The organism is Mechercharimyces sp. CAU 1602 (assembly GCF_024753565.1).
GTDB lineage: Bacteria > Bacillota > Bacilli > Thermoactinomycetales > JANTPT01 > Mechercharimyces.
The window spans coordinates 1,707,948-1,734,393 of sequence record NZ_JANTPT010000001.1; the positions used below are offsets into that span (position 1 = coordinate 1,707,948).

A 26,446-nucleotide genomic window follows, 5' to 3' on the forward strand; every position below is an offset into this window, starting at 1 on the left:
ATCTATTCTAAGTTGTATAACTCCGCTATCTTCTCAATTGATTCCTTTATAATCTGTGTATATCTACACGTTTACAAGCTGCGCTCCAACCTCCTAGCAGAGCGCCAATCGATCACATCATCGGATCAATTTCCTGGATATTGCTTTCACTTCTAGTCTTTGTAACCTCTAGAATATTTGGTGGAAGATCAACGTTTATAGAAAACATCAAAGTGACCGCTTGGGCATCCGTCCCATACATATCTAAGTGGGTTCTCCTATTGCCAATGCTATTAATTTTCGGAGGAGAATGATTTACAGAAGAAACACCTGTGATAGATGAATCGAAACTCTTATTATTATTGTTTTTCTTATTCATGTTAGCTGACCTAGTAATGACCATTTGGTATTACATCATATTTTCGAACATGCTCGGAAAAATAAATCATTTTTCTTCATGGAGAGGATTTTTATCCATCATCTTATAAAAAATTGGACAACAAATGGGCTAAAGCATAATTAAGTTATGATGGAAATAGTACGAGACCGAGTAGTTTTGTTGTGGAATGAGATTGATGGGGAGAGATTTTCTCAGAATATAGCTAATTAGATTTGAAGGGGTGTTTGTTGTGACAAAATTATTCGAAGACTATTTTTCAGAGTTGCAAGCAGACATGGTTTCCATCTGCTTAGAATATGTGAACAATGAAGCCGACAATATCTATATCTATTGCTTCCATGAGGAAGGTTGGTATTCATTTAATGTATTCTACAAAATACGCGGGGTTGTTGTTCGGAAACATAAGCTGAATGAAATACCCGGGGTTAATTTTGTATATGATACATCTGGTGAACGACAAAACGCAGTTTTAAATGTAGGGATAGATAATTTGAAAAAAATCAAGAAAAAATGTGAAGAATTTGGGCGTGATGTGCCCAAAGAAATGAAATTGCACTACGATGTACGTAGTAACAAATTACAAGCAAAGTATAGATATGATTTAGTAGTAACCCATGATGAAGAACTATTACCTGATGACCTTTTTGACTCCTGGTTCGAGGAAGTAGGTAAAAAGGATATTGGTGAAATCAATTAATTCAACAGCCAAACAGCACACCTATTCGTGTGCTATTTTTCTTACATCACTACCTCTTCACGCTCGAGAATTTTTTCCCACCGCTTTCCATAGCCCCGCTTTGATGACGACCCCCGTTCTTGATCGTACCGCCTGTTTGTATACCGCCCTGCTTTTCGCAGTACCATTCCCGACTTAATTCATGACAGCCTGGGTGGTTTCAAGGACTGGATGGTTTCTGTGGCATAGTACCAACTCCCCCAAATGAAATCCCCATATAAAAATCCCCAACTCACTGGGGATTTTTATATGGGGATTATTTTCTCATCAGAGATCTAAATAAAAGAACCACCATAAGAAGGCATAAAATAAATGTACCAACTATTAGTATTTGAAATATTGTTGTTCCCATTACAAGGCCTCCATTTTACCAATTATCTGTTGCCCAAGCTTTATTATTACCTACGTAGAGCCTCAGGTAAAACAGCCTTATAGTTCCCCGAAGCCACTCCTACGAATCTTAAGTATGCATATGCATCATCATCACTAGAGGATGTTTCTTTTTTTCGTACTAGTTTAAGATCTATATTGCTATATGAACCCATGCCATAAACGTCCCACTCATGTACTTTGCTAATGTAATCATATCCACCTTGAATTCTTGATGGTTTCCTTCTTTTTCTCAGTGAGTTCACCAGTAAGAGCAGATACCTTAGAAAAACTTACTTTCTCGGCTTTAGCAGCTAAGGCATTTCCTGCTGTCCCCATTGACGAGACATAATATATTTTTATAATTTAGTGAATGATTTACTAAATTTAATAAAACCCCGCTCCTCCTACTCAAGTGAAACTTGAGCATCAGCGGAGAAACAGGGATATATTCTTCATCAATATATAGCGTCCTAATTACCCACTTAGCGGCATACGATCACACTACCATCATATCACGGTTTTCACAGTAATAGCGGTCAAATAGTCGCTACAGATCATGTTAGATTTCTCATACTTCCATATGCAAAAAGCAATTACCACACCTACAGATCAACTTACTGTGTACCCAATCAAGAGGGATCAGAGCATTCCCTTCGCGCCAACGTTCTACGACTGCACTTTGATATCTATCGTCTACAATATCAGCATGTTCTATTGTAATAGAAAAAACAGACCAGGATAAAGTTCATGAATTCTCTATTTTTGAGGATCATGAGATCAAAAGTAACTATTTAATTGATGAATCCGGTGAATTAGTAGACATAAAAATAAGAAACGAAGATTTGTTGAGACAACAACATAGTTCTATCAAATCGTTAGATACACAAGAAAAGACTTCTCAAATGAAAGGCATAGTAAAAGAACAACCTCAAAAAACTTCTCAAAAAGCACCTCAAAAAGGACCTTGCTCAGCAAAGGCTAAAGCTTGCTTTAATGATTGTGTAAACGACACTAACCTACCAGGTTGGATTTCCACAGGCGTTCTCATGGGATGTAGTCTATCTTGTAGAGCTACATGGCAGGTATGTGCTGCATGCGTAACTTTTTCTGCGGGTATATGGGGTGGAATGGCATTAGCCTGCGTTAAAAAGTGTCCTAATCCCGATACCTGCAAACCCTGCTGTTAAGGATAACAAGGCGACCACATTGGTCGCCTTTGTTTCATTTTAATACATAAAAAATATATGTACCGATAAGGAAAACAAAAAATGAAGCGAATATTACAGTTGCTATTTTCGCATACATTGTTGATATTCTTGCTATATGGTTGAGACAAATTATATAAAGCATCGTTGCCGCAAGAGCAACTAAATCTAAATAGTCGCCAAATTGTCGTCCCAATAAGAGAGCCCGATTTAAAATGGCTAGGATTACTATCCAATAAACTACCCAATACGAGTACCATAACCATTTTTTCGGGGGTATATGATCCCTTTTTCCTTTCTTTCTTCCCATTTTGCAACACCACTTTCTTTCATTCTAGTATATCGTTTTTATTCTACGTGGTGTTACAACTTCACTATATCATGTCAAATCAATGGAGAAACAGAGTTGTGTCCTTCATCAATATATAGCCTCCCAATCACGACTAACGGCATATGATCACACTACCATAATTAGCACGGTTTTCTCGACAATAGCGATCAAATTTCGCAAATCATGTGTCAGATAAGGTATGTAAGAATAATAAAGAGGTACGGACGAGATTTACACTGGAATTGAGTTGTAGACGGCGTTTTTCTTTTGCATAAGAAAACGACTCCACTTTCGGAGTCGTTTCTAAATAACGTTCGACCATTTTAAAATGGAGTTTAATTTTCGGCAATACTTCTCTTAAATACTATCTAATTCATCTTCATCCACAGCATGTTCTGTAAATAGGTGGATGAATTCTGTGAATGTATCAGAAATCCAATTGGACTTTTTAATTCTGCCGCCATCAAATATTTCTTCCATAAAATTAGCTCGGTGAATATAGATTATCCCCGATGGTTCCTTTCCTATTGAGCCATAAAAGCAGTATTGTTCCAAGGCAGAATCTTGAGCAAAAGGAACCATCATCACTCCCTTATCACGAATTATTTCATCATCTTCTTCAAGAATTTCCTCTACCATATTTTCTATTTGCGATGGGAATAGGATATTTACGAGCTCATAAAATTCACCATTTAACTTGATATGGGTGCTTTCTTCAAGACCCACATATTTCAAATACCACTCCAAAAAATCTTTCGGAAACTTTAATCCTGCTTTTTTTTCAATTAGCAACAGTTCTTCAACAGAAACAGGCTTCTCCCGTTCAATCCATTTAATCATTTTTTGTCCCTCCTAGCCTTTGTTGGCCCCAATACTTGTGACCACCTGTGTGACGAAACGAATCATTTAGGTCGTAAGGAACTAAAATCAGTTTACCCGTTTCTTTATCATAATGCCAAGTTAGATTCTCCTCCATTATTCTATTACCACCCGGTCCAATTGGCCCTTTATTTTTTCTAATTGATTCCTTCTGTGCATCCGTAAAGCCAAAATCTGATTCCCATTCAGGATATAGGATTTCCTAACGCATCCTTTACAGCATATGGAGTAAAATCAGGAAGAGCATCTCCATTATACCCAACCGTATAAGTATTCCCAGCAGAAGTTGTCCGCGTCTCAATTGTATTTGCTTTATCCCCATACCGAATCTTAAATTCTCTTCCATCACTAGTTTCAGCTATAAGTTTACCATTTTCAATTCGACTAGTTTCAAATGAAAAATCAGGATCCCCACTCCGCAAACAAAGCAAGTTTGTGCCGCTTTAATGACTCTATCTGAGAAGCGCGACTCTCGGACTCTTCCTCTCGAAAAAGGGAAAATCCATGATGTCTTCTTTCACGAGTAAATGAGAGCGAATGTCCAAAAGCTTTTTTCCTCTCATCATGGACTAGAGAATCATGATCCAATCTGACACTGGCTCCACTACCTTTTCACTTGGAAGAAGCGGAAGTTGGTCTCGCACACGGTTAAGAGTACGGTAGTCAAGCAAGATCGCCAGTACGATGAGTAAGACAAAAAACCACTTAAGTAAGTATCCGTAGAAAGATAACGCATAGAAAAAAGAAGCCATAGCGGGCATTCCAAAACTATGAGCATTCCATGCCCCATGATCGAAAGTCGCCCACACAAAAAAGAAGAGTGGGATCAGATACGCTTTTTTCCCCATCGGTTACGAAAATGTAGAGCCATTCCTATTCCTAATGAGATAAACCCAGTCCATACCCCATGACCAGGGGACATCGCTACTCCATCTGAAAAATAACCAGGGAAAAGGGTGAAAACCTCCCAATTTTGTACATTATCAGAGAATAAACTTGCAAAAAGACTCCATAAGCTTCCCTCTTGATCTGTTGTTACCCAACGGCGTAATACTTCTTCCGAAAAATCAAATCCAACCCCTACTGAAGCACCCCCCAACATATAGTCGGTAAGGCTAAAGCTCTTCGTTCTGTTCGTAAACAGAAATAGTAATAGAAAAGGTATTAGCTTAAAAGATTCTTCCATTATCGGACCAACGATTTCGACACTCCATCTCGCACCGACGGTGACTGAACCCTCTGCAAATAACCCATGAAACAAATAAACCGCAATCGCCGAAAGCGGGGCAATCACCCAGGCTCACTTTATGTATTTGCTGATGATGAATGATAATACGAGAAGTAAAAAGCCGGTGCAAGCCTTGCCCGGTTTTTTATAATACCCATCCTCTTTTATGTAAGTATGAGGGTGGAATGCCTTCATATTAATGGAATTCCTTTGTGGGGATAAGAGTAAAAAATAGGGTCATAGAATGATAAAATGAGATCTATCAAAGACCCAGTTATCGAATAGGAAAATGAAATGGTTCAGCAGGTTATCTAATATGTAAACGAAAAAGCGGATGATATATATATTGCTTCCATGAAGAGGGTTGGGCTTTTTTTGATGTATTCTACAAAGTACAAGGGAAAATTGTCCATAAACATCAAATGAATAAACTACCTGAGATTAATTTCAAATATGATGTATCATCTGAACGACAGGATGCAGTTCTAGATGTAGGGATAAATGATTTGAAAAAGATTAAAAAGAAATGTGAGGAATTCGGGCGTGATATGCCCACAGAAATGAAATTGTACTACAATGTAAGTGGTAAAAAATTACAAGTAAAGTATGGGTATGATTTAGTAGTGACCCATGATGATGAACTAGTTCCGGCAGATCTTTTTTATCCTGGCTTGAGGAAGTAAGTAAGAGGAATACTGATGAAATCAAATAATTCAACAGCCAAACAGCACACCCTATTCGTGTGCTGTTTTTCTTACATCACTACCTCTTCACGCTCAAGAATTTTTTTCCACCGCTTTCCATAGCCCCGCTTTAATGACGACCCCCGTTCTTGATCGTACCGCCTGTTTGTATCCCACCCGTGCTTTTCGCAATACCGCTCCCGACTTAATTCATGACAGCCTGGGTGGTTACAAGGACTGGATGGTTTCTTTGGCATCTTCTTTCCTCACTCCCCTGACACTGCGCCCAAAGCCCCTCAATCTCTTCTCTCTTGTCCCATATCAATGACTCCCGCCCGCCGATTGTCATCTCCCTACGTATCAATACCTCATTCATATCGTACTTGTATCTGAACATCATCGGCACGTTCGTATGCAAGTCTCTACAGTACATATCCACAATGATCATACCATCTCGCTTGTATAAGTTGATCTCATCATAGTTCTCCAGCGTAATGTTATCTGCTAGGAAAAACGGAGGCACACCTTTGTCCACAAGTAACCGTGCGATTTTCTTTTTGATCGCTTCCGTGGATTCCATCGAATCGCTCCTTTTCATGGCAAAACAAAAACACCCTCGCCATGAGAGTGCTTCGCTGTTTCGTTATTGTATTGGTGAGCCGCTAGGTCTCTCTTGATATTAAACTGGAGATCCACCAACCGGATCAATATATCTAACTGGCGACCCACCCATCGGATCTTCAATAAATCTAACTGGGCTATTACCTGGCTCTTCACTATACCATCTCATAATGCCACCCCTTTGTATGTATTACCCGCTTACTGGATCTACCTTCTCCTCAACTAACCCCACATCAATAGGCTCCAGTGGATATCCTCCCCACTGTTCAAAATAGGAACGCACAATCATGGAATGCACCTCCTACTCAATAATCTACCTCTATTATATCTAAATTAAGTAATTTGAGCAAAAATTAAGCCTTATCCCCCCTGATCACTTAGATTCGATAATAACGAGGCTCTCCAATTTCCCTCATTACCATAATATCAGCTCAACATACGATATAGCGGTCAGAAACCGGTCAAAAAGCGGTCATATCCGTGCACTGATGTAGATATTACTTTTCTTTAACTTTAGATAGGTGCTGATTCAAAAAATCATCGAATCCATTACATACCTTCTCTGCTGCCTCTGGTGTCTCGGAGATAAGGTAGTCCGTATCAAAATAAATAATTCTTGTAGTCTTATTCCTATAGTCGAAACAAAAGTGACAATTACTTCTGTCAAATGCAAAAGGAATAATATAAAAAAACTCTTCATCTTCATCAACAGATTCATTATATTGAAAGATTATTTCATCTGGTGTCATCACTTCTACAAAAATTCTTCTACTCCCGCTCTCTGTTAGAATTTCTAGCCCCTCATCTGAAACACTTGCTCCCTGGTATTTAGCGACCCAATCGAAAAAGCTTGGGGGTAGCGATACAGGAAGCTCCAACAACTTTTCCCTGACTTCATCTTCCGTTAGTTCTCGATTCTTTTTTTCCAGATCATGGACTTTCATCCTCCTCTAATCGTCTTGTACACCCCAAATCGCATGTCCACCCGTCATATGGGGTTGTATACAACGACAGCTAATACAATAGGGCTTCGAAGGGCTCTTCTTACTATAGAAAAGCGATCCTACTCAAAAGTGAGCGGATCGCTTTTATCTTCCTTTAAAATAAACAAAAGCCAATAATCATTCCTATCGTAAGAGCTATAGATCATACTACAAAAATTAAACCCCGTTTCCCCTGACCAAGTGGCACTTGAGTCAACGGAGAAACGGGTTTTTGCCTAGTCATCAATATATAGCTATAGCGTACCAGTCACTTGACTGAGCGGTACACGATCACATTACCATAATAGCACGGCTTTCACGGTAATAGCGGCCAAAAAGCGGTCAATACATGGATATTTCACAATATATGTTTTTATATGAATAAACTTTATAATTGACAGATATAAACAAGCGAATATATAATCATTCTTGCGCAAGTATGCGGTTATCTTTTTTGATGAAGGAAAATGAAGAGATAACTCGTGGATTTGCGATGCGCATCAAAAAACTGAATACACAAAAAGGTGCATATACATTTCGCTTAGAATGTACATATATGCCGAAAGAAAGAGGACGATTTATGAAAAAGATATTAGCAACATTCTTAGTATTAGCAATTCTCTCCACCTCATTCTCACCTTCGGTTGGCTACAGCGAACCTGTAATTGGTTTTAGTGGACCGAACATTCATCCCCCAGCAGATGATGAAAAGCCAGGCGACAATACCAGTGACGAACCCACAGAAGAAACCGAAGAGGAGCTTGAAGATTTACTTGATGAGTACGAGTCTTTTGATGGTCTTGAGTTCGTCTCAGAAGATGATGAAATCACTCTTCCTGAAGAATTACCCTCAGATGAAGAACTCGAAGAATTAATTATACTGCAAGAATCAATGGAAGAAATCGAGAAAGAAACGGAAATGCTTGAAAAGTACATTGTTGAAAATGAAAACGACCCAACCAACTTTTACTTCGATACAGAGAAGGCTAAACAAGATGGCGTTCTTTCTAATGTACTAGAACAAGGAAAGATCTTCAATGAATTTGCTGAAGACAGTACATTCACAAATCAGGATAAAGAATTGGCACCTTCTATTAATAAGGCTCCTGGAATATACGGAAATTGGTGCGGTCCTAAACACGGAGGAAAAAAGAAGAACAGCCCTAAACCAATTGACACCTTAGATTCTCTATGCATGAACCACGACCTAGAGTACGCAAAATGGGGTTATTTCAATTGTACAGCGGATAGAAATTTGCTTTGGGGTATTGTAAGGAAGTATCCTAAGATGAAGTCCAGAGAGAAAAAGATGGCCACTACTGTTTATTCTTACTTTAGGAAGCAAATGGCTGTTCGTGGATGTAAAAACAATGATTTGCCCACCAGTAGTCCGGGATATGCAAAAAGGTTGAAGAGTAGTACCCTATCTGCAAATAAATCAGCAGGTACAGTTGGCTTCGCTACTGCCTACCTAGGTAAAATCAGGACCGCACTTTATGCATACAACTCAAAACACAAAACGTCCTCAGTTACAGTATACTTACAAAGAAAAAATAATGGTAAATGGAAAACAGTAGGACATACCAAAGTGACCACAAATGGTAAATATAAATACGTTACATTCACCAAAGAATACAAGGGATCATTACACCCAGGGGTAGCATATCGATTATTGGTGAAAAACAACAACTCATACAGCGTAAAGGTCGACGCTATTATATCGAATTAAGGGGAGCCATTTGCTCTCAAACGAGAGGTGTATCATGAGAGATGTACAAGATAAAAAAGTGATAGGCAAGAATAGTTTATTTTCACTTCTTGCCATTGGCATTAGCATAATCCTGTACTTGCTAATGATGGTTATTCCGGCACTTAATTATGGAGTTGATCAAGGTATCCCGCTTTGGATGTTTACTTGGGTAATAAATCCTATAGGCGTGATCTTCAGTCTCATCGGGATTTCAAAACAAGAGCGTTTTTCTGCTTTTGGGCTAATAGGGAACATCATTATGTCCTTCTCAATCTTCTTATACGTTCCGTTATTATATATATTAGGTGCAATTTTCGATTGGCAACCCTAACTCAACTTTTCAAAGGCTGTTCTCAAATGAGTAACAGCCTTTAAATTTACTGTCTAAATCCATTCCCAACATCTCCGCCATCTTCCACATCGCCTCCTTCTTAATCCTCCTTATACGTACCTCACTCCACATCAACCTCGCCTGCATTTCCTTATCCTCCAATCGATTCTTCATATATCGCTCCCAGCACGATCGGCTGGTACAATATCCTTGTATATCAAATCGGTTGTAAGGAGGTGTACCAGTTGAATAAACGAAGATGAGATGTACTTGGTTAGAAAAAGTACTCCAGTTAAGAAGGGTGATATCAACGTTTTTAACCATCATCATCAAGAACTCGGTAAAATTGGATTAGTCCCATCAGAAACACATGGTCCCACTAAACATACTGGTGGGCGTGCAATATGGGGCGGGGGTCAAAAATACAGATAAGAGGTGAGTATATGGAAGCGCATGACTTACATTGGACAAATGTGAAAGATGAAGTAGATGATCTATTAATTACCCAAGTCGAAAAGCAGCTAGGGATCAATTTCCCAGCAGATTTCGTCCCCTATTTGAAGAAATATCATGGTGCTATTCCAAGACCAAATACCTTTAAATTCGGGGATGATAATTACAATGGATATTTTGGATTAATACTTAACCTCGATCCAAAACGTTATGAAAGCTTCCCAAGATTATCATTAGATATGATAAATAATCTCGAATTTCAAGATGGAGTCGTGCCGTTTGCTAAAGATGCGGGTGGAAATCTATTATGTTTTGATTTTAGTAAGGATAATAGATCTCCCCATATTGTATACTGGTATCATGAAGAAGACGAATATAACTATGTATGCAATACTTTTGAAGATCTTCTGAAAAAGCTTCATGAATAAGATAATAAATCCGGACAGTATTTCTGTCCGGACAGAGTGTGGAGAAACCGATCATTTTCTCCACACTCTTTCACTTTATATAGATGAAAAGGCATTATCTATATCGTCTATTCAAATCAAAAAGTTCTCCCAACCACCTAGTTCATACGAGCTAGGTGGTTGGCAATCTTCTTGATGTTCTGCGCAGTCGCTGTCATCAGCGCCTGCTCCTCGACATTTTCCCGTCCTCGCAACCGGCAATAGCGAAGCCCATGCAGTTCTTTTCCATCTGCAAAGCTTCGCTCAATAGTCTCTTTTCTTTTTTTGTAAAGGAGCTTGCCCTCGGATGAAAGCCGATTCGTTCGCACCTTTTCTTTATGCTCTTCCCATACGTGGCGCGTCAGGACCTTTTGCTGGTTCCTTGAACGTGTACACGATGTGAGTAGAGAACACGTGGAACAATTCTTTGGATCCGATTTGTATTGACGGTACCCTTGACGATCGGTTGTACTATACGCGAGTGTCTGTCTATTTGGACACAAATACGTATCGTTCGTTTCATCATATTGAAATTTCCATTTGGGCATGAGTCCTTTAGTGGGTGAATACCGACGATGTCCGATGACTCCAAAGATATTCCGATCACTCAATCCTTTACAAATGGGATTGGTAAGATAGCCTGCATCTAAAGCTACTGCTTCAACCTCAAATTGAAATCGTTGTTTTTGACGGTCTAACCGCTCGAGGTAGGGGATAGAATCATGCACATTTCCTGCCGTCACATGGACATCGGTAATGATGTTGTATTTGATATCTGTCGTGCGATGATCGAGATAGAAAAACCCTTCAGGTTTCCCTTCTCGATACATATAGCCACTCTCAGGATCTGTCGAACTCACCTTCACTTCCTTTGTCTCCCTCACCTCCTCCTTTTCTTTTAATGGCTTTTTTCCGTGATCCTTCCGATCCTCTTCGATGGCCTGATTTAGTTCTTCTAGGTAGGCACGAGTCTGTCCTTTTACCCTCTCTTTTTTAAACTTTCGTTTGTTCGCGTTGGCTTTTAGGTGGGTCGAATCCGTCATCAACACCCGTCCACCCACCATGCGGTGATTCATGGCTTGCAGGACAATCTCATCAAAGATTTCTTGGAAAATGGAGGTTCCTTTAAAGCGAGTTCGACGATTCCAGCTGATCGTGGAATGATCAGGAACCGGATCCGTCAAATGTAATCCTAAAAACCAACGATAAGCTACATTTACACGAACCTCTCGTTCCAATTGTCTCTCCGAACGAATGCCATAGAGATAACCGATGAACATCATTTTGAATAGAACGATAGGATCGATGGAGGGGCGGCCATTATTTTCACAATAAAGAGGGCGAACCTTCTCCGTGATAAATGAAAAATCGATATATTGGTCGATCTTGCGGAGAAGATGATCCTGGGGAACAAGCTCCTCTATGCAAACAAATTCCATCTCAGACTGAGTGTGATTCGTTGAACGTAGCATCCGATTCTTCCTCTCTTCTTCTATGTATATCTCTATACTATTTCACTTGGAATAAACATGAAAGGGGTAAAAAAACAGACTGTCGAGACTTTCTCGACAGTCTGTCCGGACAGTATTTCTGTCCGGATTTTTTTACTCCAATACCTTTTCAATCCAACTAAATTAATGAGGTGTATAAAATTAAACTCCGTTTCCCCTACCCTCGAGAAACAGAGTTGTGTCCTTTATCAATATATAGCCTCCCAATCACGACTAACGGCATATGATCACACTACCATAATTAGCACGGTTTTCTCGACAATAGCGATCAAATAAAAATACAGAGTAGCAAATATGCAGGAGGGGAAATTGAGAGAGGTCCTTTTGATGGGAATGGATTCCCTGACTTTTCGAAATGGACAAAAGCCGAGGTATATCTCCCTCAAGATAAAATTGTAGGAAGTAATAAATCTCAATTGAGGCAGTCAACTCGTATACTGCGAGAAGAGTTAGAAAACAATCCGCAGTTAAAACAGGATTTCTATCGTGATATTCCAGAAGAAAAAAGGGAGTCTATTGAGGCAGCAATTAAAAGTGGATCAGTTAAGATTCCGGGATATACTTGGCATCACCATCAAGAAATAGGTAGAATGCAACTAGTTCCATATGAAAAGCACAAGGATGGCATTCCTCACACAGGTGGTCACGCACTGTGGGGGAAGGAGTAAACTAAGGAGGAGTTGACATGGTAAGCTGGCAGCCTTCTGAATATCAAATATCGGATAGGGACATTGAATCATTAGAAAATAAATTGGAGGTGCAGTTTCCCCCTGATTTTGTAGAGTGGATTAAGATATATCAAGGAGTTAGTCCAGAGGGTGATATATCTATCGATATTAAAGGAGAGGAACATGGCTTTTATAGGTTGCTTTATGTTTCTTTACCAATGAATATCGAAGTAGATGAGTATAGTTCCATCGAAAGTGAATATAGTATATTTGTTGATAGATGCGATGAATTTCCAATGGAATTAATTCCGTTTGGAGAGGATGCTCAAAACAAGTGGTACTGTTTTGACTTCAGGAACTCAGAGAAACCTAAAATAGTATTTGTGGACTGGGAATATAGCTACGAAGAAGAACAGGAAGATGCAGTGAAGTTTGTAGCTGATAATTTCACTCAGTTTCTTAATATGCTTTATGTATTTGCTGATGATAAATGATAATACGAGAAGTAAAAAGCCGGTGCAAGCCTTGCCCGGCTTTTTATGATACCCATCCTCTTTTATGTAAGTATGAGGGTGGAATGTCTTCATATTAGTGGAATGCCTTGTGGGGATAAGAGTAAAAAATAGAGGTCCTAGAGGAATATATGGAAATGGTGAGGTCCAAAACACGGAGGAAAGAAGAAGAACAGCCCTAAACCAATTGACACCTTAGATTCTCTATGCATGAACCACGACCTAGAGTACGCTAAGTGGGGGTACTTCAATTGTACAGCAGATAGGAATTTGCTTTGGGGTATTGTAAGGAAGTATCCTAAGATGAAGTCCAGAGAGTAAAAGATGGTCACTACTGTTTATTCTTACTTTAGGAAGAAAATAGATGTTCGTGGATGTAAAACAATGATTTGCCCATCAGCAGTCCAGGATATGCAAAGAGGTTGAAGAGTAGTACCTTATCTGTAAATAAATCAGCAGGTACAGTTGGATTCGCTACTGCCTACCTGGGCAAAATCAGAATCGCACTTTATGCGTATAACTCGGAACACAAAACGTCCTCAGTTACAGTATACTTACATAGGAAGAATAATGGGTAAATGGAATATAGCAGGACATACCAAAGTGACCACAAACGGTAAATATAAATACGCTACATTCCAACGTTTTTAACCATCATCATCAAGAACTCGGTAAAATTGAATTAGTCCCATCAGAAACACATGGTCCCACTAAGCATACTACTGGTGGACGTGCAATATGGGGCGGGGGTCAAAAATACAGATAAGAGGTGTGTACTTGAAAGCGCATGACTTACATTCGACAAATGTAAAGATGAAGTAGATGATCTATTAAATTCCTAATTAGAAAAGCAGCTAGGGATCAATTTCCCTGCAGATTTCGTCCCCTATTTGAAGAAATATCATCGTGCTATTCCAAGACCAAATACCTAGATATCCTTAAATCGTATACTGGTATCATGAAGAAGACGAGTATAACTATGTATGCTATGTATGACCCCATAACCCGCTATACAAGAATCAATTGAACGTCAGCGGAGAAACAAGGGCTCAACCTTTATTAACAATAGCTCCAGCCGCCACTAGCAGCATAAAATCACACTACCTTACTAGACAAATAACCGTCAGACGGCGATCAACAATCGATCAAACCGAATACCCTTTTACTCCTAATGCTAATGATGTTACAGAGTAATTTAATATGGCTGCTATATGTAAATTAGCTATTTTTCAGGTTATTGTTGACATAAAGTAGTGCTGCCATATATACTGAACTTGCTGAAAAGGGGGAATGATTAGTGTCAGTCTCAATTAATAGGAATTTGAAAATGATGTCCGAATTCAACCCAACTACCAAATCATCTACTTCTACTATAGTTGATTTATGCCACAGAATTTCCAATGGGGAAATTGTATTGCCGGTTTTCCAAACTTCAGTTAGATGGAATCTAGAAAGATGTGTCGAATTATTGGACTTTCAACTTTTAGGAAAGGCTCCTGTTTCTCCTATTTCTTTCAATGAAATAAAGCATATAGATATAGCTACACCACAGGTTTCATTTATACATAGGGATCCTATTTCTAACGAAAAGCTAAGTGGTAAACTCTCTACAATTGATGGACAACAACGTCTAACTTGTAACTACAAAGCCTTTATAGACCATGACCAATTCAGAAGTATTGCTTTAGATTTAGTAAAAGGAAAATTCGTTATTGTAATCGGCGAATTTAAGAGCCATCAGGTTCCTGTTGGAAAACTTCTTAATAGAAACGTAGATGTATTTAGAGATTACAAAAACAAAGTGAAGCTCCTTAGAAGGGATGATGTATATGACCTGCTGGTAGCGATCAGAAGTAAATTCCAGAAGTATAGTTACACCATCCACACTGCAGAGAATCTAACAAAAAAAGAGCAAATTAATTGGTTTAATGTTCTTAATTTAGCGGGCACTAGAGTCCCAATAATTCAAATGAAATTTGCTAAATTGAAAGCAGATGGCGTAGATATTTATGTAGATTATGTAGATAAGTTTATTAACAAAATACAAGAAAGAGGGTTTGAAGTTTTTGCACGAAAGACGACCGAAGTATCTTATCCAGCCTCATCACTTAACTCAGCTTATGAATTTATTTTAAACAAGCCGCACAGTTTAAATATGAGTCCAATAGTCTCTGATGTAAAAGTGGAAAAAATATGTAAACTGAGCATTGCTGAGTTAGAAGAGGCCTTCGAATTAACACTATCTGCCCTGGATACAGCTTTAGATTTTATTCAAGATAATCAACTAGAAGAACCTAATCGCATTGAATATATTAGTTTTCTGGTAGGACTTTTTGTGCACTTAAAGGGAAATACATTAACAGAAGAACAAAAAAGAGATCTTATCAGCTGGTACAATAATGTTAATTTCCTTAATACAACGAACTCAACTAGAAGAGATATTTTCGATAACCTATTGAAAACATATTGCCTTAACTATCAACTAAAAGGGATATTTCGATGACCTATTGAAAGCATATTGTAATTCCCCCACTCTATTCACCTCTCACAGCTAAGGACTGATATTTATCCAGTCCTTAATCCCTTTATTCAACATCAGCATCTCCGTTATCTTCTTCATCGCTTACCTCTTAATGCTCCTGTACGTCGACTCGCCCTGTATTAACCGTTCCTTCACTTCCGTTTCCAACGCACTTACTATTCACTCCATCAGCTCGCGCCACATAGTCATCTGCAAGATCAAAAAAGTGGAACGAATAAAAAACACACTGTAAGAAAGACCTATTTCAATAAGTAACCTTTTACAGTGTGAATTCATTTCATTTACTTTTTTCGCTAATAATATATTTGAAAATTCTACTATATGCAGCCTGAGCATCCTCATTTTCCGCTAATCCTGTAGCCCATACCTTAACTTCTTCTGGACCTACATATTGATACCCATATGCATAGTTCTCAAATTCCCCTGGGGCATCTTCGTATGTTAATGATTCCTCTGTAAAAGCATAATAGGGTTTTTTTGAATCAATCCAAAATACAGGATAAGAAAGCTCATTATATAATCTTGCATATCTCCCATCTGAAGCTTCCTTCAGATGTTCAGACATAATAAATAATGCATCCACTTCGTCTTTAGGGTTCACACCATTTAATGTAGTCTCCTTAAATTCTACATTCTCCTCAACTACACTAGGGCTCTCTCCAACAACGCTTATGGTTAATTTTTGTGATAACATTTCCTGACCATCATTACTACTAATACTGCTCCCACAACCAACTGCAAACAATAAAGTACAAGCCGTGATAAACGGAATTAAAAGTCGTTTATATAGATACAACTTCAACATTTACCGCACCTTCTTTTTAATATTAGATTAATGAGGGTTATTAACAAGCCCTCATTAATCTGACTCCTGCTATTTAGCGTACAACTTCAATGTAACTCAAACCACTATAGTAGTCCGCATAGTGGTTACTACTCGTACTTGAAGAAAACGATGCATTAAACACAGGAGTATTTACTCCTCCTGAACTAGTGAGAGTAGTAGTAGCCTCGTCATAAAAATCACCATTTATAACATATTCAATCATCGCCTTGTCATCATCAACCCATGCTTTTATAGTTCCAGTAAACCCTTTTGAATTCGTACTTAAAAATTCTGCAAACTTAATATCTTCTAACCATCCAAAACTACCACTACTACATTTCTTAACAATAACCGCAAATGTAGGTTTGAAATTCCAAGCAACATCTTCCTTTGTTGAATATTCCCCATACGAACAAGCAGCAGAAGCAGCCATTAGAGCAAGAGACTTGTCCTCTTTATCCTCTTTAAAATAAATTTCTTCTACCTCTGATTTACTTAGACCAGTAAAATTGCTAACCCGGCTAACAGCCTCTTCATAAGTTAGTTTCTTGAATGAAGCTTCTTTAGGTTCACTTTCCGCTGCATATGTAGGTGCTATCCCCGCAAACACTAAAAATAGCATAAAAGATAGTACTGAGATTAACCTTTTCATTAACCCATTTCCCCCCAAAGGATTATTTAGCACAATTGGAATGGTAACATGTTATTTGGAAGGTAGTAAACACTCTTTTTAGATTTCAGTCTCATTGAATTATTTATAATACTAGGGAAATGAAATAAGATATAAAAGTAGAACTCATATGTTAGAATCTTTCCTGCACTTCCTTATCCAACTTGTTCTCCATATACCCTTCCTCCAGTACCAATGTCCAACACACTCAATGCCCTCTCGATGCTCTTTACCTCCTTATCCATCCAATCCAGCCGTTCCCTCTCCTCTGATGGCCTGATCCCATACTGCTCTGGTCGAACATACTCACGATAACCAGGGCTTGTCCTCACTTCATAACTGGGGGTGCAAGACGGGAGCTATTCTTCCATCTGTATAATTACTTTCCAGATCGTAAGGTATGTTAAATTGCAGTTGGTACTTTGTATCGATTCTCTACGCCGATGAAGTAGAGCAGTGCTTTTCTATCCCGTTCGTTGTTTTCAACATTCCAGTTCTTTTGCCATATCCAGTTTGAGGTAGTACTCCTGCTTTACGACGTTATAACGTTCCCCCGTTTTGGGTAGCGTTATGATGTCCCCGTTAAAACCTGCTCTTCAACTCATGATTTGATCCATGTTGAGAGATCACAGCGAATATCTGGAAATTAATACAATCCCCTCGTGATTATCAATCCTCACTTTCGTATACAGGAACCAACTGACTCTCAATCACTTAAGCTTGCCCATCCCCTTCCTAAGCTCGTCCATTGTGCCAAGCCGAAGCCTGGCTAAATTGATTTACTGTTCCTCATCTGTTCCCGCTCCGTCTGACTTCTGATAATACTCTTTTCACAAGCCCGTATTGCATCTGCAATCTCATACATGAGTGGATTCCCATTCTCCCATTGTTCGCTGTACCACATTTTCTTTTCTTCTTCAGACATATTAGCTAGGGGCGAGTAGATGGTTACAATTGCATTTTTGTACGTATACGTTTTGCTTTCCATCTCCAATAATTCACCCTGCTTTCTTGTATAAGAATGCTCTTAATACATCTTATGCGGGACTTCCTTTTGTACAGGCATCCTGATTCCCGTTTGTTTCTCTCTCCCCTCTTATAACGGATTCCCTTAATATGCCATCAAAAAATATGTGGTGATACCATAACTCAGATGCTAAAGTTGCTAAGCGTTCTCCCTCTTCGGACACTTCCATTCTTTATATGTCAATATACCTGAATAGTCTTGTACCCCAGCCTTAATGAAAATTTGCATTAAGTTACCCTCTTGACTTTTCGCACTCTCTCCATATTTTAGTGAATTCGCAAATAAATTTATTAAGTAATCCCGTTGGTTATAATCCACTAACTAGTAGCGTTAATTGATAAATAAGGGGAATTACTCATGAGCATAGAAAACAAAATTAGAGACCAGCGCTTGAAAAAAGTGGAGTCAAAAAGCCCTTGGAGATAAAATAGGCGTTTCGGGACAAGTAATATCTAATTGGGAAAGAGGCTACACATACCCTGATCATGATGATATTACAAAATTAGCAACAGCAACACGTAACCACAGATTATTTACTCTGCACTGCTGATGATCTAACTGACCATCAGAAAACTCAAAATGATCTTAAAGAGATTTTTATAAATGGAAACCCTCTATGAGATGGTGTTCCTCTCACAGAAGAACACCTCAAACCTGTCAAAGAGCTATTCGACATAATAGCTCAGCGAGTGGACACTCAAAATAAAAACAAGTCTTAGGAAAGGTGTTTAACATGAGACCTACTTCGTTAGATTGTTATATATATCTACGAAAAAGCCGAAGCGACATCGAAGAAGAAAAAAAAGCACTGTCTGAAGGTTATACCTATGATGTCTTAGAACGTCACAGAAGCCAACTCCTTGATCTCGCTAAGAATGAAGAACACAATATCATTGATATATATGAAGAAGTAGTATCGGGAGAATACCTTATTGATAGACCTCAAATACAACGGGTGCTAAAGCTAGTGGAGCAAGGGCACTGTGATGCTGTCTTAGTCATGGATCTAGACCGCTTAGGTCGAGGAGACATGTTTGATATGGGCTCGATCTATCGTGCTTTCCAATATAGCGATACTCTAATCATTACTCCCACTGAAGTTATCGACCCCAGTACAGATGGAGCAGAACTCCTATTTGGTGTGAAATCTATTTTGGGAAGGGAGGAATTAAAAAGCATAACGAAGCGGATGCAACGGGGTCGCCATGCTTCTGCTAAAGAGGGTAAATCAATATCAAAAAAGCCCCCATACGGCTATTTAAGGGATGAAAACTTAAAGTTATACCCCGACCCCAAAACTGCTTGGGTAATAAAGCATATTTTTAATCGGGTCATCGAAGGAGCTGGCAGACAGCAGATTGCACAAGAACTCGATTCTATGGGGGTAGTACCTCCCATGGGAGAAGGTCTATGGTGCCCCTCGACAATTTCTTCAATGATTAAGAACGAAGCATATATCGGCAATATCGTCTGGCAAAAGACAAAGTATACGAAGCGAGGCGGGAAATACCAACAAGAACGGCTCCCTCGTGAACAATGGAAAATTAGCGAGAACGCTCATGAACCTTTAATACCTGAGGAGTTCTTCAAACGCGCAAATGAATCTTACTCCGGTCGATGGCGACCCCCTACAAAAGAATCCAGCGAGCTTAGCAACCCATTAGCAGGGGTCTTGGTTTGTAAACTGTGTAATCGTGCAATACGACGGTTTCCAAGAAAGAACCGTCCCAACGCATCACTGAGGTGTACCTATCCAGGCTGCAAAGGAAAGCAAAAAGGAACAACCTTTGATCTAGTAGAAGAGACAATAATTGATGCTCTGAAACAAACTACTAATCAATATGAGCTAAAAGATGACACTGACAACAATCATTACGAAAATACTATCAACATCAAAGAACAAGCCATAAAGAAATACAATTCAGAGCTAAAAGAAACAAAAGAGCAGAGAAACAAGCTACACGACTTTTTGGAAAAGGGAATCTACGATGTTGATACTTTCAAGGAAAGAAACCAGGTATTGAGCAGGCGTATAAAAAAGATCGAAGATCAACTTGATCAAATAGAACAAGAAATCGAAGAGGAAAAAATACACCAAAAACAAAAGAGAGAAGTAATTCCAAGATTAAAAAGCGTACTTGACGCTTATCGTCAAACCGAAGAAATCAGAGAAAAAAACCGCCTCTTAAAGACGGTTCTGGAAAAAGTAACGTATTTTCGTGACCCTAGCTGGACAAACCAAGGTCAGTTTGAAATAAAGTTACACTTGAGGATCAAGTAAAGTCTCCTCACCCATATAATATTTGCTTCCACTATCGGTTATATCTTGGTTAACTATACTGGTTCACTTCACCGTATCCAAAAAGATTAGATAATTTCATGATTTCTGTAACTAGTTCTACGCATTTTTCATTATCTGAGGTGAGGTTGTCACCGTCAGAAAAATGAAAGGGATAGATATTGTATCGTGACGGAGAATAGCGTTGGTGAATTAATTCTAAAGCCAGTCTGTATGCAGAGGAGCAAATAGTACCGCCACTCTCTCCTTTAGTGAAAAAATCCTCTTCACTTACTTCTTTTGCCTCCGTGTGATGAGCAATAAAAGCGATTTCCACTTTCTCATACTTCGTGCGCAAAAAACGCACCATCCAAAAAAAGAAACTGCGGGCGATATATTTTTCATATACCCCCATACTTCCATGAGTTCCGTAACTAACTACGAAGAAACCAGCTATATACTCACATTATAGTATATCTCTATTTCATTGTTATCAGATACAACCTTCTCGATAAAGAGATGAAGATAGGTTCGTAATTGCTTCTTATCGGTTATGTTCATTTTAAAATACTCGTCGATCCTCTCTATCAATTCATCGCTCCGAGAATCATCATCTCTTGCCTTGGATAAGCTCACTTCAAGGTGCTTCTTTTGGTCGATTAATTTATCCATCTCGCTTTTAATTCGTTTTGTAAGATAACGGTACTGTTCTTGGTTCATATTTTCTCTCTCAAAGTAAAGGTCTGCATGATCTTTATTTAACTTATCAATCCGAAGATCCAACTCTTTAACCTCCTTCTCAGTACCCTTTACTTTCGATGGTTTACGACTAATGTAGTCTTGGCTTTTCAGCTCTTCAAATACAATCTGTAGCCTCTTTGTTAAGGCATCTATCACTTTCTTCTCTAATACCTCTCCATTTATATTTGCTTGTTTACAGTATGCCCTTCCGTATATATGATAGGTCTGACATATATAGTAGCGGTACTCCTTTGACAGATGGGACCGTTTTTGGCACATCATCCGTCCACCGCATTTATTGCAAAAAAGAATACCGGTTAGTGGATGATAGGCATTTGGAGCTACTTCACGTGTAACCCTTTTAGAACGGATTTCCTTTGCACGGTTAAATGTCTCTTTATCAATAATCGCCTCATGTGCGTCACTTACTATAACCCACTCATCGGGATCATTAATTATCCGTTTCCATTTTTTCTTCCCCTGAGTTCCATCTTCGTAGTCCCGCACTCGCTTTTGCGTAGTTTTATTATAGACAACCTTCCCTGTGTACGCCTCATTCTTTAATACATCCGCAACAGTCTTCCTGCTCCAAAGACGTCCAGAATCCTTTAGCAGATTATTTTCATTCAAGTACTCCGCGATTTTAAAAGAGCCAAAGCCTTCTTCGGTGTACATCTGATAAATTTTCTCTACAATCCTCGACTTTTCTTGATCCTTAATCAGTTTTCGGTTTTCTAACGTATAGCCAAAAGGCGGCATGCCCGTCCAAAAACCTTGTCGTGCTTTTTCCTTGTTACCAAGCCGAACACGTATTGCCGTTTTTTCTGATTCATACTCTGCAACAGCAGAATGAATCGTAAAGAGAAAGTTACTATCGTCCTTCGCACTATCGAAACTCTCTTCATACGAAACAACTCGAAGTCCTTTAACTTTTAGACGGTCAAGCACGTCTAGTGCCTCTTGTGTATTTCTCGCAAATCGGCTTATTCCTTTAAAAAGAACAACTTGAAACTTGCCTTCTTCAGCATCCTTCAGTAACCGTTTCATTGCTGGTCTAGTCCATAGTGAATGCTTTGTTGCTGATACCCCTGTGTCCTGATAAACCAACTCGTCAGGTATCGATCCAAGATCTCGCGACTTAACAAATTCTCTTAATAAAGACACTTGATGCTCAACTGACTCTGCTTGTCTATCCAAACTAACACGTGCATAAACTGCACATACTGATTTTTGAATTGATGTGGACAAAAGAAAAACCCCCCTGAGGGATTTAGTTAGTTATGTAACGTATACAGTCTACGTTAGTCCGGAAAAGTTATAGAATCGAGACCCTTTATCGGTAAAGTATCTTTATTTCGCTCCCCTATAACTAATATATCTTCACCTAGTTGTCCGTTAACGTACTGTGTTAATGAAATGGTCACTGCTTCTAAAAGATCACTTTCCCCAGAATATTCTTTAATAATAATAGGCTCTTTTTTCAATTTAAAAGGTTCCCTCCTCTTTAGCTTTATAACAGTATACGAACTTTACAATTTGTCCTATAACTACTGTCTGAGTCTCAACTCACTATATTTACACGATCATTCGATCGTATCCATCCGTATTTAGATCAAACCGTCAGAGTAATATATCCATTCATCGAAAGCCGGGGTTTCAAAGCTAATTCGAATGACGACAAGATCTTCGTTTTCCTGGCATTATATAGTCATAATATTCAGTTTATAAATGCCGACCTGTTTTGCCAGGGTCGCCAGCTTCCGCTGTTTTCGGTTTCGTGATCAACGTCAAATCCGTCAATATGCATTACTATTTCGTAGTTGAGCGTGGATGCGTCAAATATGTTGTCCTAACTTTTCGTTCACTACCCAATTCATCCGAACAAGTTGCGCATATATCGTGTATCCTTTCTCGCGGCAGTATCGATATTCCTTGGGCTGTCGGAGATCGGTAATAAGAAGTTCAAATCCTCCTCGCTTTTACACACGGTTATTCTCCTTTCCATATTTGACTCGTAAAGGATGCATATCTAAGAAATTTTATGTTTGAATGAATATCTACGGACAAGATAAATTTTCCGATCTATAAATTCGATCAAAAGAGTCCTTTTGATCAATTAGCATAAAAGATATTATAATTCGTAATATTTAAATTATAGTTAGGTAAGCTTTATCTACTAATGATACATTCCCGGTCAATTTAAGCGATGTTGATGATATAGAGGGAGTTAAGATCTCAAGAAAGAGATTTGATTGAGTGACAAGGGGAAGTTGGATGGGTTATGTATAAATAATTGTAGAAACAAGATCAGCGTGCAAAAAATCTGTGAGAAGAAGTGTCTGTATTATTTTACAGACACTCTCTCACTCTACTATTATCTTCACTACTCCTTCTTACTTGTTTTCATTACCACCATGAAAAGGATAGTAATGAAAATATAGTAAATGATTGTAGCAAATAAAACGCTGGCCCAAGTGATGCTATCACCAAATATGAGATTGTACAAAACAAAACTCACTATGAATACTAACGGTGCAACTATAAAAAGTAAACGTTTAAGCAATTTTCTTCTCCTTCATGCCGTAGATGGCGCATTTTCCACTATAGTAGGTTAATGTTGCTGCTAAACCTGCAACACTAGAACCAACAAAATATCTCAGAGCAATTTTGGCAGCTTCCTTAAATGCTCTCGTTTTAATATAGTGAGCTATCCCAGCGTTCATCATTGACTGAAATGCATTAACCCCGAAAAAGTCGATTAAAGACGATTGCATACAACCCCACCATGAAGCAGCCTGATAACCTTTTCTGTTAGGAATTCCGGAGATAGCGTTATTTTGTTGTATTTCCTTTTCTAATAAGTCTAAGGCTGGGTCATTACCGAATTTTTCTCTTATTTTCTTGAAATCTAAATCTACAACATTCCCATTTTCATCATGTTGTGAGGCTTCGTCACTAATAAACCTAAGCGCTTCTTCCATTTCCTTCAAGCGATCTTCGTAGTCTTTGTTACTGTTTTGAGCATTTGCGATTGGGGAAAGAGTTACAGAGAGAACAAGAAGAAAAGAAGTTGCAACCAAAATAAACTTGACCATTCTCATTGTTACTTATTCCTCCTATTGAACCTATTTATACCTTCAATAGAAAAGGTAACATAAATTAGATTATCAATCAAATAGATTCTGTTTCTAGGTATTCATTGTCTATCGGGAGCACCGTAATAGGGATATATATTACAAGAAAAACGGTTTCAAAAGGACCTGGTCTACTTTCTCCATACCAGATACTCAAGGTACCTTTTCCCACTGGAATACATGAGCAATGCTTATACTCTACCCTGTTGTTTCACGTGTTCCAATGCGGTGATCCCTAGAGGAGCAAAAGAAAAGCCACTAACTTGTGGCTGAGGAGAGGCATGATAATCGATGCTTTAATTTTTTTGGAGATATTTTCTGTCATCAAGGTCTAAACGAAGAAAGTGTCCCATACTATGAAAAAGCCTTCAAGCATGCGAAGACGTATAAATTAATCATCAGAGAAGCACAAATTTCCAAGAGACTCGCATCATCGTGGAAAAACATCGATCAGCAGGAGTTTAACCGATGCTTAAATAATATGTATGAGATACAATCTTACTATAAGAGACTGCTTTTCAGAAGGAGGAGACTACCTTGAAAAATTGGGCTAAAGTGTCTCTTGTTATTGCCATCATTACTATCATTCCTCTAGTAAACGTCACTACTTCAATGTCAGTGAAAGAGCAATCTACTCAGCTCACTGAGCCAATAGGACATTAGAGGTAAGCCGGAGCAAGTTGCTCCGGCTATTTTCTTTCTTACTCTTCGTTTACTCCATCACCCATCCCCCGTGTCTTCGGGTCAACCAAAATTCCCATCATCATATAGATATACATCTCGTATCGATCCGCGATAACCTACGAAAAACCTTCATCCACAAGAAAATATAGCTACATTAGGTGCTTTGTTGAGTCATCTGGTTAAATTGGACTGCTGTATAGTCAAAAACCGGACGCTGCTTCTACTTAACGCTATGCCTTCCATCTCTGTCATATATTAATCTAACTCTTCATATTCACTAGGAGACAACTCATCTATATTTTCCGCCATGGCTTCGATCAAATCCCGTAAATGATCGTTGTTATTTCCGGTTTATTCGCATATAATGAATGTAACAAAACGAGATTAGAGTGGTATTCATGAACAAAAGATTTAAAAACAGATCTTTCATCTTGAGACATTTCGGTCACGAGTTCTTGGTGATCTGTCCCCGATGCCAATCATGCGCTAAGGTTTTTCCTGCCGACAAGCCCACCTTCCCTTTAGATCCCCCGCACACTAAAAATCCGATAAGATTTTGCTGTATCGTATGCAGTCTTACTGATGAAATATCTCCTTATCCCAACTCTATCAGTATTGACGCTGACTTTTATTTTGGGTATCCATTATACTTAAAGATTTCCTGCGTAGGAGAAACGCTGTGGGCGCTCAACAAAGAGCATTTAGAGTACCTCGAAAACCTCGTAGAAGCTAAATTTAGAAAGGTAGAGTCCAACCATAATCGAAGTATGGAAAATCACTTGCCTCAATGGATGACCTCTGCCAAAAACCGAAGTGCCGTATTAAAATCGATTCAACGATTAAAAGAAAAACTCCCCACTAAGGAGGCATGATTCGCATGGAAATCGTTCACCCCATCAAAGACAAGCGCAAGATTAACGCCATGAAGCGCCAATTAAACGACCGTGACCGCCTTCTCTTTGTCATCGGAATCAACTCGGCACTTCGTATTAGCGATATCCTTCGTCTTCGAGTCGCAGATGTCCGTGATAAAGACGGAACCATCTCCGAATACATCTTCGTCCGCGAAGAGAAGACGAAAAAGTCGAAAAGGTCCCTAGTAAATGGCGCAATTAAACGTGAGTTAACCGCTTATTTAACTTCCGATAAGAGCGATGATGCATACCTATTTCCCTCACGGAAAGGTATAAACAAACCGATATCCCGTTTCCAAGCGCTCCGTATCCTTAAACAGACGGCAGAACGTGTTGGCATCAAAGAGAACGTGGGAACGCATACGCTTCGTAAGACTTTCGCGTATCATCGATTCAAATCTGGCGTAGACATTACGTATATCACAAAAGCGCTGAACCATTCGAGTCAGCGCGAGACGATGCGATATATCGGTATTGAACAAAGCGATATGGACGAAATTTACGCCGGAATCGAGTTATAGATGGCGTTTTTCTTTTGCGTA

At 38.9% G+C, this 26,446-nt stretch carries 31 protein-coding genes and 2 pseudogenes; 13 read left to right on the top strand and 20 right to left on the bottom strand.

All coding sequences use genetic code 11. The annotated features are described in order from the left end of the window. Positions 1-112: 112 nt before the first annotated feature. Positions 113-358: a hypothetical protein gene (locus NXZ84_RS08775; protein WP_258839881.1), complete on the bottom strand. Its 246-nt coding sequence runs from the start codon at positions 356-358 to the stop codon at positions 113-115. A gap of 250 nt (positions 359-608) precedes the next feature. Between NXZ84_RS08775 and NXZ84_RS08780 the strand changes: the two genes are divergently transcribed. Then, on the top strand, positions 609-1,076 hold the full coding sequence (locus tag NXZ84_RS08780) for a DUF600 domain-containing protein (protein WP_258839882.1): 468 nt from the start codon (positions 609-611) through the stop codon (positions 1,074-1,076). A gap of 2,128 nt (positions 1,077-3,204) precedes the next feature. On the opposite strand, the gene NXZ84_RS08785 is transcribed toward NXZ84_RS08780, so the two are convergent. From NXZ84_RS08785 to NXZ84_RS08810, 6 genes are all read right to left on the bottom strand, one after another. Further along, complete coding sequence (locus NXZ84_RS08785; protein WP_258839883.1) at positions 3,205-3,345, bottom strand: hypothetical protein; 141 nt, start codon at positions 3,343-3,345, stop codon at positions 3,205-3,207. Positions 3,346-3,380: 35 nt separating this feature from the next. Further along, on the bottom strand, positions 3,381-3,863 hold the full coding sequence (locus NXZ84_RS08790) for an SMI1/KNR4 family protein (protein WP_258839884.1): 483 nt from the start codon (positions 3,861-3,863) through the stop codon (positions 3,381-3,383). Further along, positions 3,856-3,999: an HNH endonuclease gene (locus tag NXZ84_RS08795; protein ID WP_258839885.1), complete on the bottom strand. Its 144-nt coding sequence runs from the start codon at positions 3,997-3,999 to the stop codon at positions 3,856-3,858. The genes NXZ84_RS08790 and NXZ84_RS08795 overlap by 8 nt, the downstream gene beginning before the upstream one ends. An 88-nt stretch (positions 4,000-4,087) precedes the next feature. Then, a complete protein-coding gene (locus NXZ84_RS08800; RefSeq protein ID WP_258839886.1) occupies positions 4,088-4,324 on the bottom strand; it encodes a hypothetical protein in 237 nt (78 codons plus the stop codon). A gap of 147 nt (positions 4,325-4,471) precedes the next feature. Next, positions 4,472-4,750 (bottom strand): hypothetical protein, encoded by a 279-nt coding sequence (locus NXZ84_RS08805; protein WP_258839887.1) that lies wholly within the window; start codon positions 4,748-4,750, stop codon positions 4,472-4,474. After that, the gene (locus tag NXZ84_RS08810) at positions 4,729-5,196 is read right to left on the bottom strand and encodes a PrsW family intramembrane metalloprotease (RefSeq protein WP_258839888.1); all 468 of its coding nucleotides are present in this window, start codon (positions 5,194-5,196) and stop codon (positions 4,729-4,731) included. Before NXZ84_RS08810 ends, NXZ84_RS08805 begins: the two co-directional genes overlap by 22 nt. Before the next feature lie 356 nt (positions 5,197-5,552). On the opposite strand from NXZ84_RS08810, the gene NXZ84_RS08815 reads away from it, so the two are divergent. Next, positions 5,553-5,813 (top strand): hypothetical protein, encoded by a 261-nt coding sequence (locus tag NXZ84_RS08815; protein WP_258839889.1) that lies wholly within the window; start codon positions 5,553-5,555, stop codon positions 5,811-5,813. A gap of 205 nt (positions 5,814-6,018) precedes the next feature. On the opposite strand, the gene NXZ84_RS08820 is transcribed toward NXZ84_RS08815, so the two are convergent. From NXZ84_RS08820 to NXZ84_RS08830, 3 genes are all read right to left on the bottom strand, one after another. After that, entirely contained in the window at positions 6,019-6,393 is a 375-nt protein-coding gene (locus NXZ84_RS08820) for a hypothetical protein (protein ID WP_258839890.1), read from the bottom strand. Between the two features lie 14 nt (positions 6,394-6,407). Beyond that, positions 6,408-6,590, bottom strand: coding sequence for a hypothetical protein (locus NXZ84_RS08825; RefSeq protein ID WP_258839891.1), 183 nt, complete (start codon positions 6,588-6,590; stop codon positions 6,408-6,410). A gap of 341 nt (positions 6,591-6,931) precedes the next feature. Then, positions 6,932-7,378, bottom strand: coding sequence for an SMI1/KNR4 family protein (locus NXZ84_RS08830; protein ID WP_258839892.1), 447 nt, complete (start codon positions 7,376-7,378; stop codon positions 6,932-6,934). A 619-nt stretch (positions 7,379-7,997) separates the two neighbouring features. On the opposite strand from NXZ84_RS08830, the gene NXZ84_RS08835 reads away from it, so the two are divergent. After that, a complete protein-coding gene (locus NXZ84_RS08835; RefSeq protein WP_258839893.1) occupies positions 7,998-9,146 on the top strand; it encodes a phospholipase A2 family protein in 1,149 nt (382 codons plus the stop codon). A 34-nt stretch (positions 9,147-9,180) separates the two neighbouring features. Beyond that, a complete protein-coding gene (locus NXZ84_RS08840) occupies positions 9,181-9,498 on the top strand; it encodes a hypothetical protein (protein ID WP_258839894.1) in 318 nt (105 codons plus the stop codon). A 9-nt stretch (positions 9,499-9,507) separates the two neighbouring features. On the opposite strand, the gene NXZ84_RS08845 is transcribed toward NXZ84_RS08840, so the two are convergent. Next, the gene (locus NXZ84_RS08845) at positions 9,508-9,825 is read right to left on the bottom strand and encodes a hypothetical protein (RefSeq protein WP_258840406.1); all 318 of its coding nucleotides are present in this window, start codon (positions 9,823-9,825) and stop codon (positions 9,508-9,510) included. Between NXZ84_RS08845 and NXZ84_RS08850 the strand changes: the two genes are divergently transcribed. Continuing rightward, on the top strand, positions 9,763-9,930 hold the full coding sequence (locus tag NXZ84_RS08850; protein WP_258839895.1) for an HNH endonuclease: 168 nt from the start codon (positions 9,763-9,765) through the stop codon (positions 9,928-9,930). The genes NXZ84_RS08845 and NXZ84_RS08850 overlap by 63 nt on opposite strands. 11 nt (positions 9,931-9,941) lie before the next feature. Then, a complete protein-coding gene (locus NXZ84_RS08855; RefSeq protein WP_258839896.1) occupies positions 9,942-10,379 on the top strand; it encodes an SMI1/KNR4 family protein in 438 nt (145 codons plus the stop codon). Positions 10,380-10,516: 137 nt separating this feature from the next. Here NXZ84_RS08855 and NXZ84_RS08860 read toward each other — a convergent pair whose 3' ends face one another. Beyond that, on the bottom strand, positions 10,517-11,869 hold the full coding sequence (locus NXZ84_RS08860) for an IS1182 family transposase (protein WP_258839897.1): 1,353 nt from the start codon (positions 11,867-11,869) through the stop codon (positions 10,517-10,519). Between the two features lie 347 nt (positions 11,870-12,216). Here NXZ84_RS08860 and NXZ84_RS08865 point away from each other — a divergent pair, with 347 nt between their 5' ends. The 4 genes from NXZ84_RS08865 to NXZ84_RS08880 all read left to right on the top strand — a co-directional run bounded on the left by NXZ84_RS08865 (position 12,217) and on the right by NXZ84_RS08880 (position 15,591). Continuing rightward, a complete protein-coding gene (locus tag NXZ84_RS08865; RefSeq protein WP_258840374.1) occupies positions 12,217-12,576 on the top strand; it encodes an HNH endonuclease in 360 nt (119 codons plus the stop codon). Positions 12,577-12,593: 17 nt separating this feature from the next. Beyond that, on the top strand, positions 12,594-13,070 hold the full coding sequence (locus tag NXZ84_RS08870; protein ID WP_258839898.1) for an SMI1/KNR4 family protein: 477 nt from the start codon (positions 12,594-12,596) through the stop codon (positions 13,068-13,070). Between the two features lie 640 nt (positions 13,071-13,710). Then, complete coding sequence (locus NXZ84_RS08875; RefSeq protein ID WP_258840375.1) at positions 13,711-13,854, top strand: HNH endonuclease; 144 nt, start codon at positions 13,711-13,713, stop codon at positions 13,852-13,854. A gap of 531 nt (positions 13,855-14,385) precedes the next feature. Further along, entirely contained in the window at positions 14,386-15,591 is a 1,206-nt protein-coding gene (locus NXZ84_RS08880) for a hypothetical protein (RefSeq protein WP_258839899.1), read from the top strand. 316 nt (positions 15,592-15,907) lie between these two features. Here NXZ84_RS08880 and NXZ84_RS08885 read toward each other — a convergent pair whose 3' ends face one another. From NXZ84_RS08885 to NXZ84_RS08900, 4 genes are all read right to left on the bottom strand, one after another. Next, the gene (locus NXZ84_RS08885; protein ID WP_258839900.1) at positions 15,908-16,435 is read right to left on the bottom strand and encodes a hypothetical protein; all 528 of its coding nucleotides are present in this window, start codon (positions 16,433-16,435) and stop codon (positions 15,908-15,910) included. Positions 16,436-16,508: 73 nt separating this feature from the next. Next, positions 16,509-17,108 (bottom strand): hypothetical protein, encoded by a 600-nt coding sequence (locus NXZ84_RS08890; protein ID WP_258839901.1) that lies wholly within the window; start codon positions 17,106-17,108, stop codon positions 16,509-16,511. Positions 17,109-17,281: 173 nt separating this feature from the next. Beyond that, positions 17,282-17,458, bottom strand: coding sequence for a hypothetical protein (locus tag NXZ84_RS08895; RefSeq protein ID WP_258839902.1), 177 nt, complete (start codon positions 17,456-17,458; stop codon positions 17,282-17,284). A gap of 437 nt (positions 17,459-17,895) precedes the next feature. Next, on the bottom strand, positions 17,896-18,114 hold the full coding sequence (locus tag NXZ84_RS08900) for a hypothetical protein (RefSeq protein ID WP_258839903.1): 219 nt from the start codon (positions 18,112-18,114) through the stop codon (positions 17,896-17,898). Positions 18,115-18,559: 445 nt separating this feature from the next. On the opposite strand from NXZ84_RS08900, the pseudogene NXZ84_RS08905 reads away from it, so the two are divergent. Together NXZ84_RS08905 and NXZ84_RS08910 are read left to right on the top strand one after the other, a co-directional pair. Continuing rightward, positions 18,560-18,703 (top strand): annotated as a pseudogene (locus NXZ84_RS08905) (helix-turn-helix domain-containing protein); the annotation flags it as partial. A 183-nt stretch (positions 18,704-18,886) separates the two neighbouring features. Next, positions 18,887-20,434, top strand: a complete 1,548-nt coding sequence (locus NXZ84_RS08910; protein WP_258840376.1) for a recombinase family protein — start codon at positions 18,887-18,889, stop codon at positions 20,432-20,434. Positions 20,435-20,486: 52 nt separating this feature from the next. Here the strand turns inward: NXZ84_RS08910 and NXZ84_RS08915 are convergent. The 4 genes and pseudogenes from NXZ84_RS08915 to NXZ84_RS08930 form a co-directional block, all read right to left on the bottom strand. After that, a pseudogene (locus tag NXZ84_RS08915) lies at positions 20,487-20,858 on the bottom strand (DUF444 family protein); the annotation flags it as partial. Positions 20,859-20,884: 26 nt separating this feature from the next. Next, positions 20,885-22,420, bottom strand: coding sequence for a recombinase family protein (locus NXZ84_RS08920; protein ID WP_258839904.1), 1,536 nt, complete (start codon positions 22,418-22,420; stop codon positions 20,885-20,887). Between the two features lie 53 nt (positions 22,421-22,473). Further along, positions 22,474-22,656: a hypothetical protein gene (locus NXZ84_RS08925; protein WP_258839905.1), complete on the bottom strand. Its 183-nt coding sequence runs from the start codon at positions 22,654-22,656 to the stop codon at positions 22,474-22,476. Positions 22,657-23,727: 1,071 nt separating this feature from the next. Then, entirely contained in the window at positions 23,728-24,273 is a 546-nt protein-coding gene (locus NXZ84_RS08930; protein WP_258839906.1) for a hypothetical protein, read from the bottom strand. Positions 24,274-25,867: 1,594 nt separating this feature from the next. On the opposite strand from NXZ84_RS08930, the gene NXZ84_RS08935 reads away from it, so the two are divergent. Then, on the top strand, positions 25,868-26,425 hold the full coding sequence (locus NXZ84_RS08935) for a tyrosine-type recombinase/integrase (protein ID WP_258839907.1): 558 nt from the start codon (positions 25,868-25,870) through the stop codon (positions 26,423-26,425). Positions 26,426-26,446: the final 21 nt, after the last annotated feature.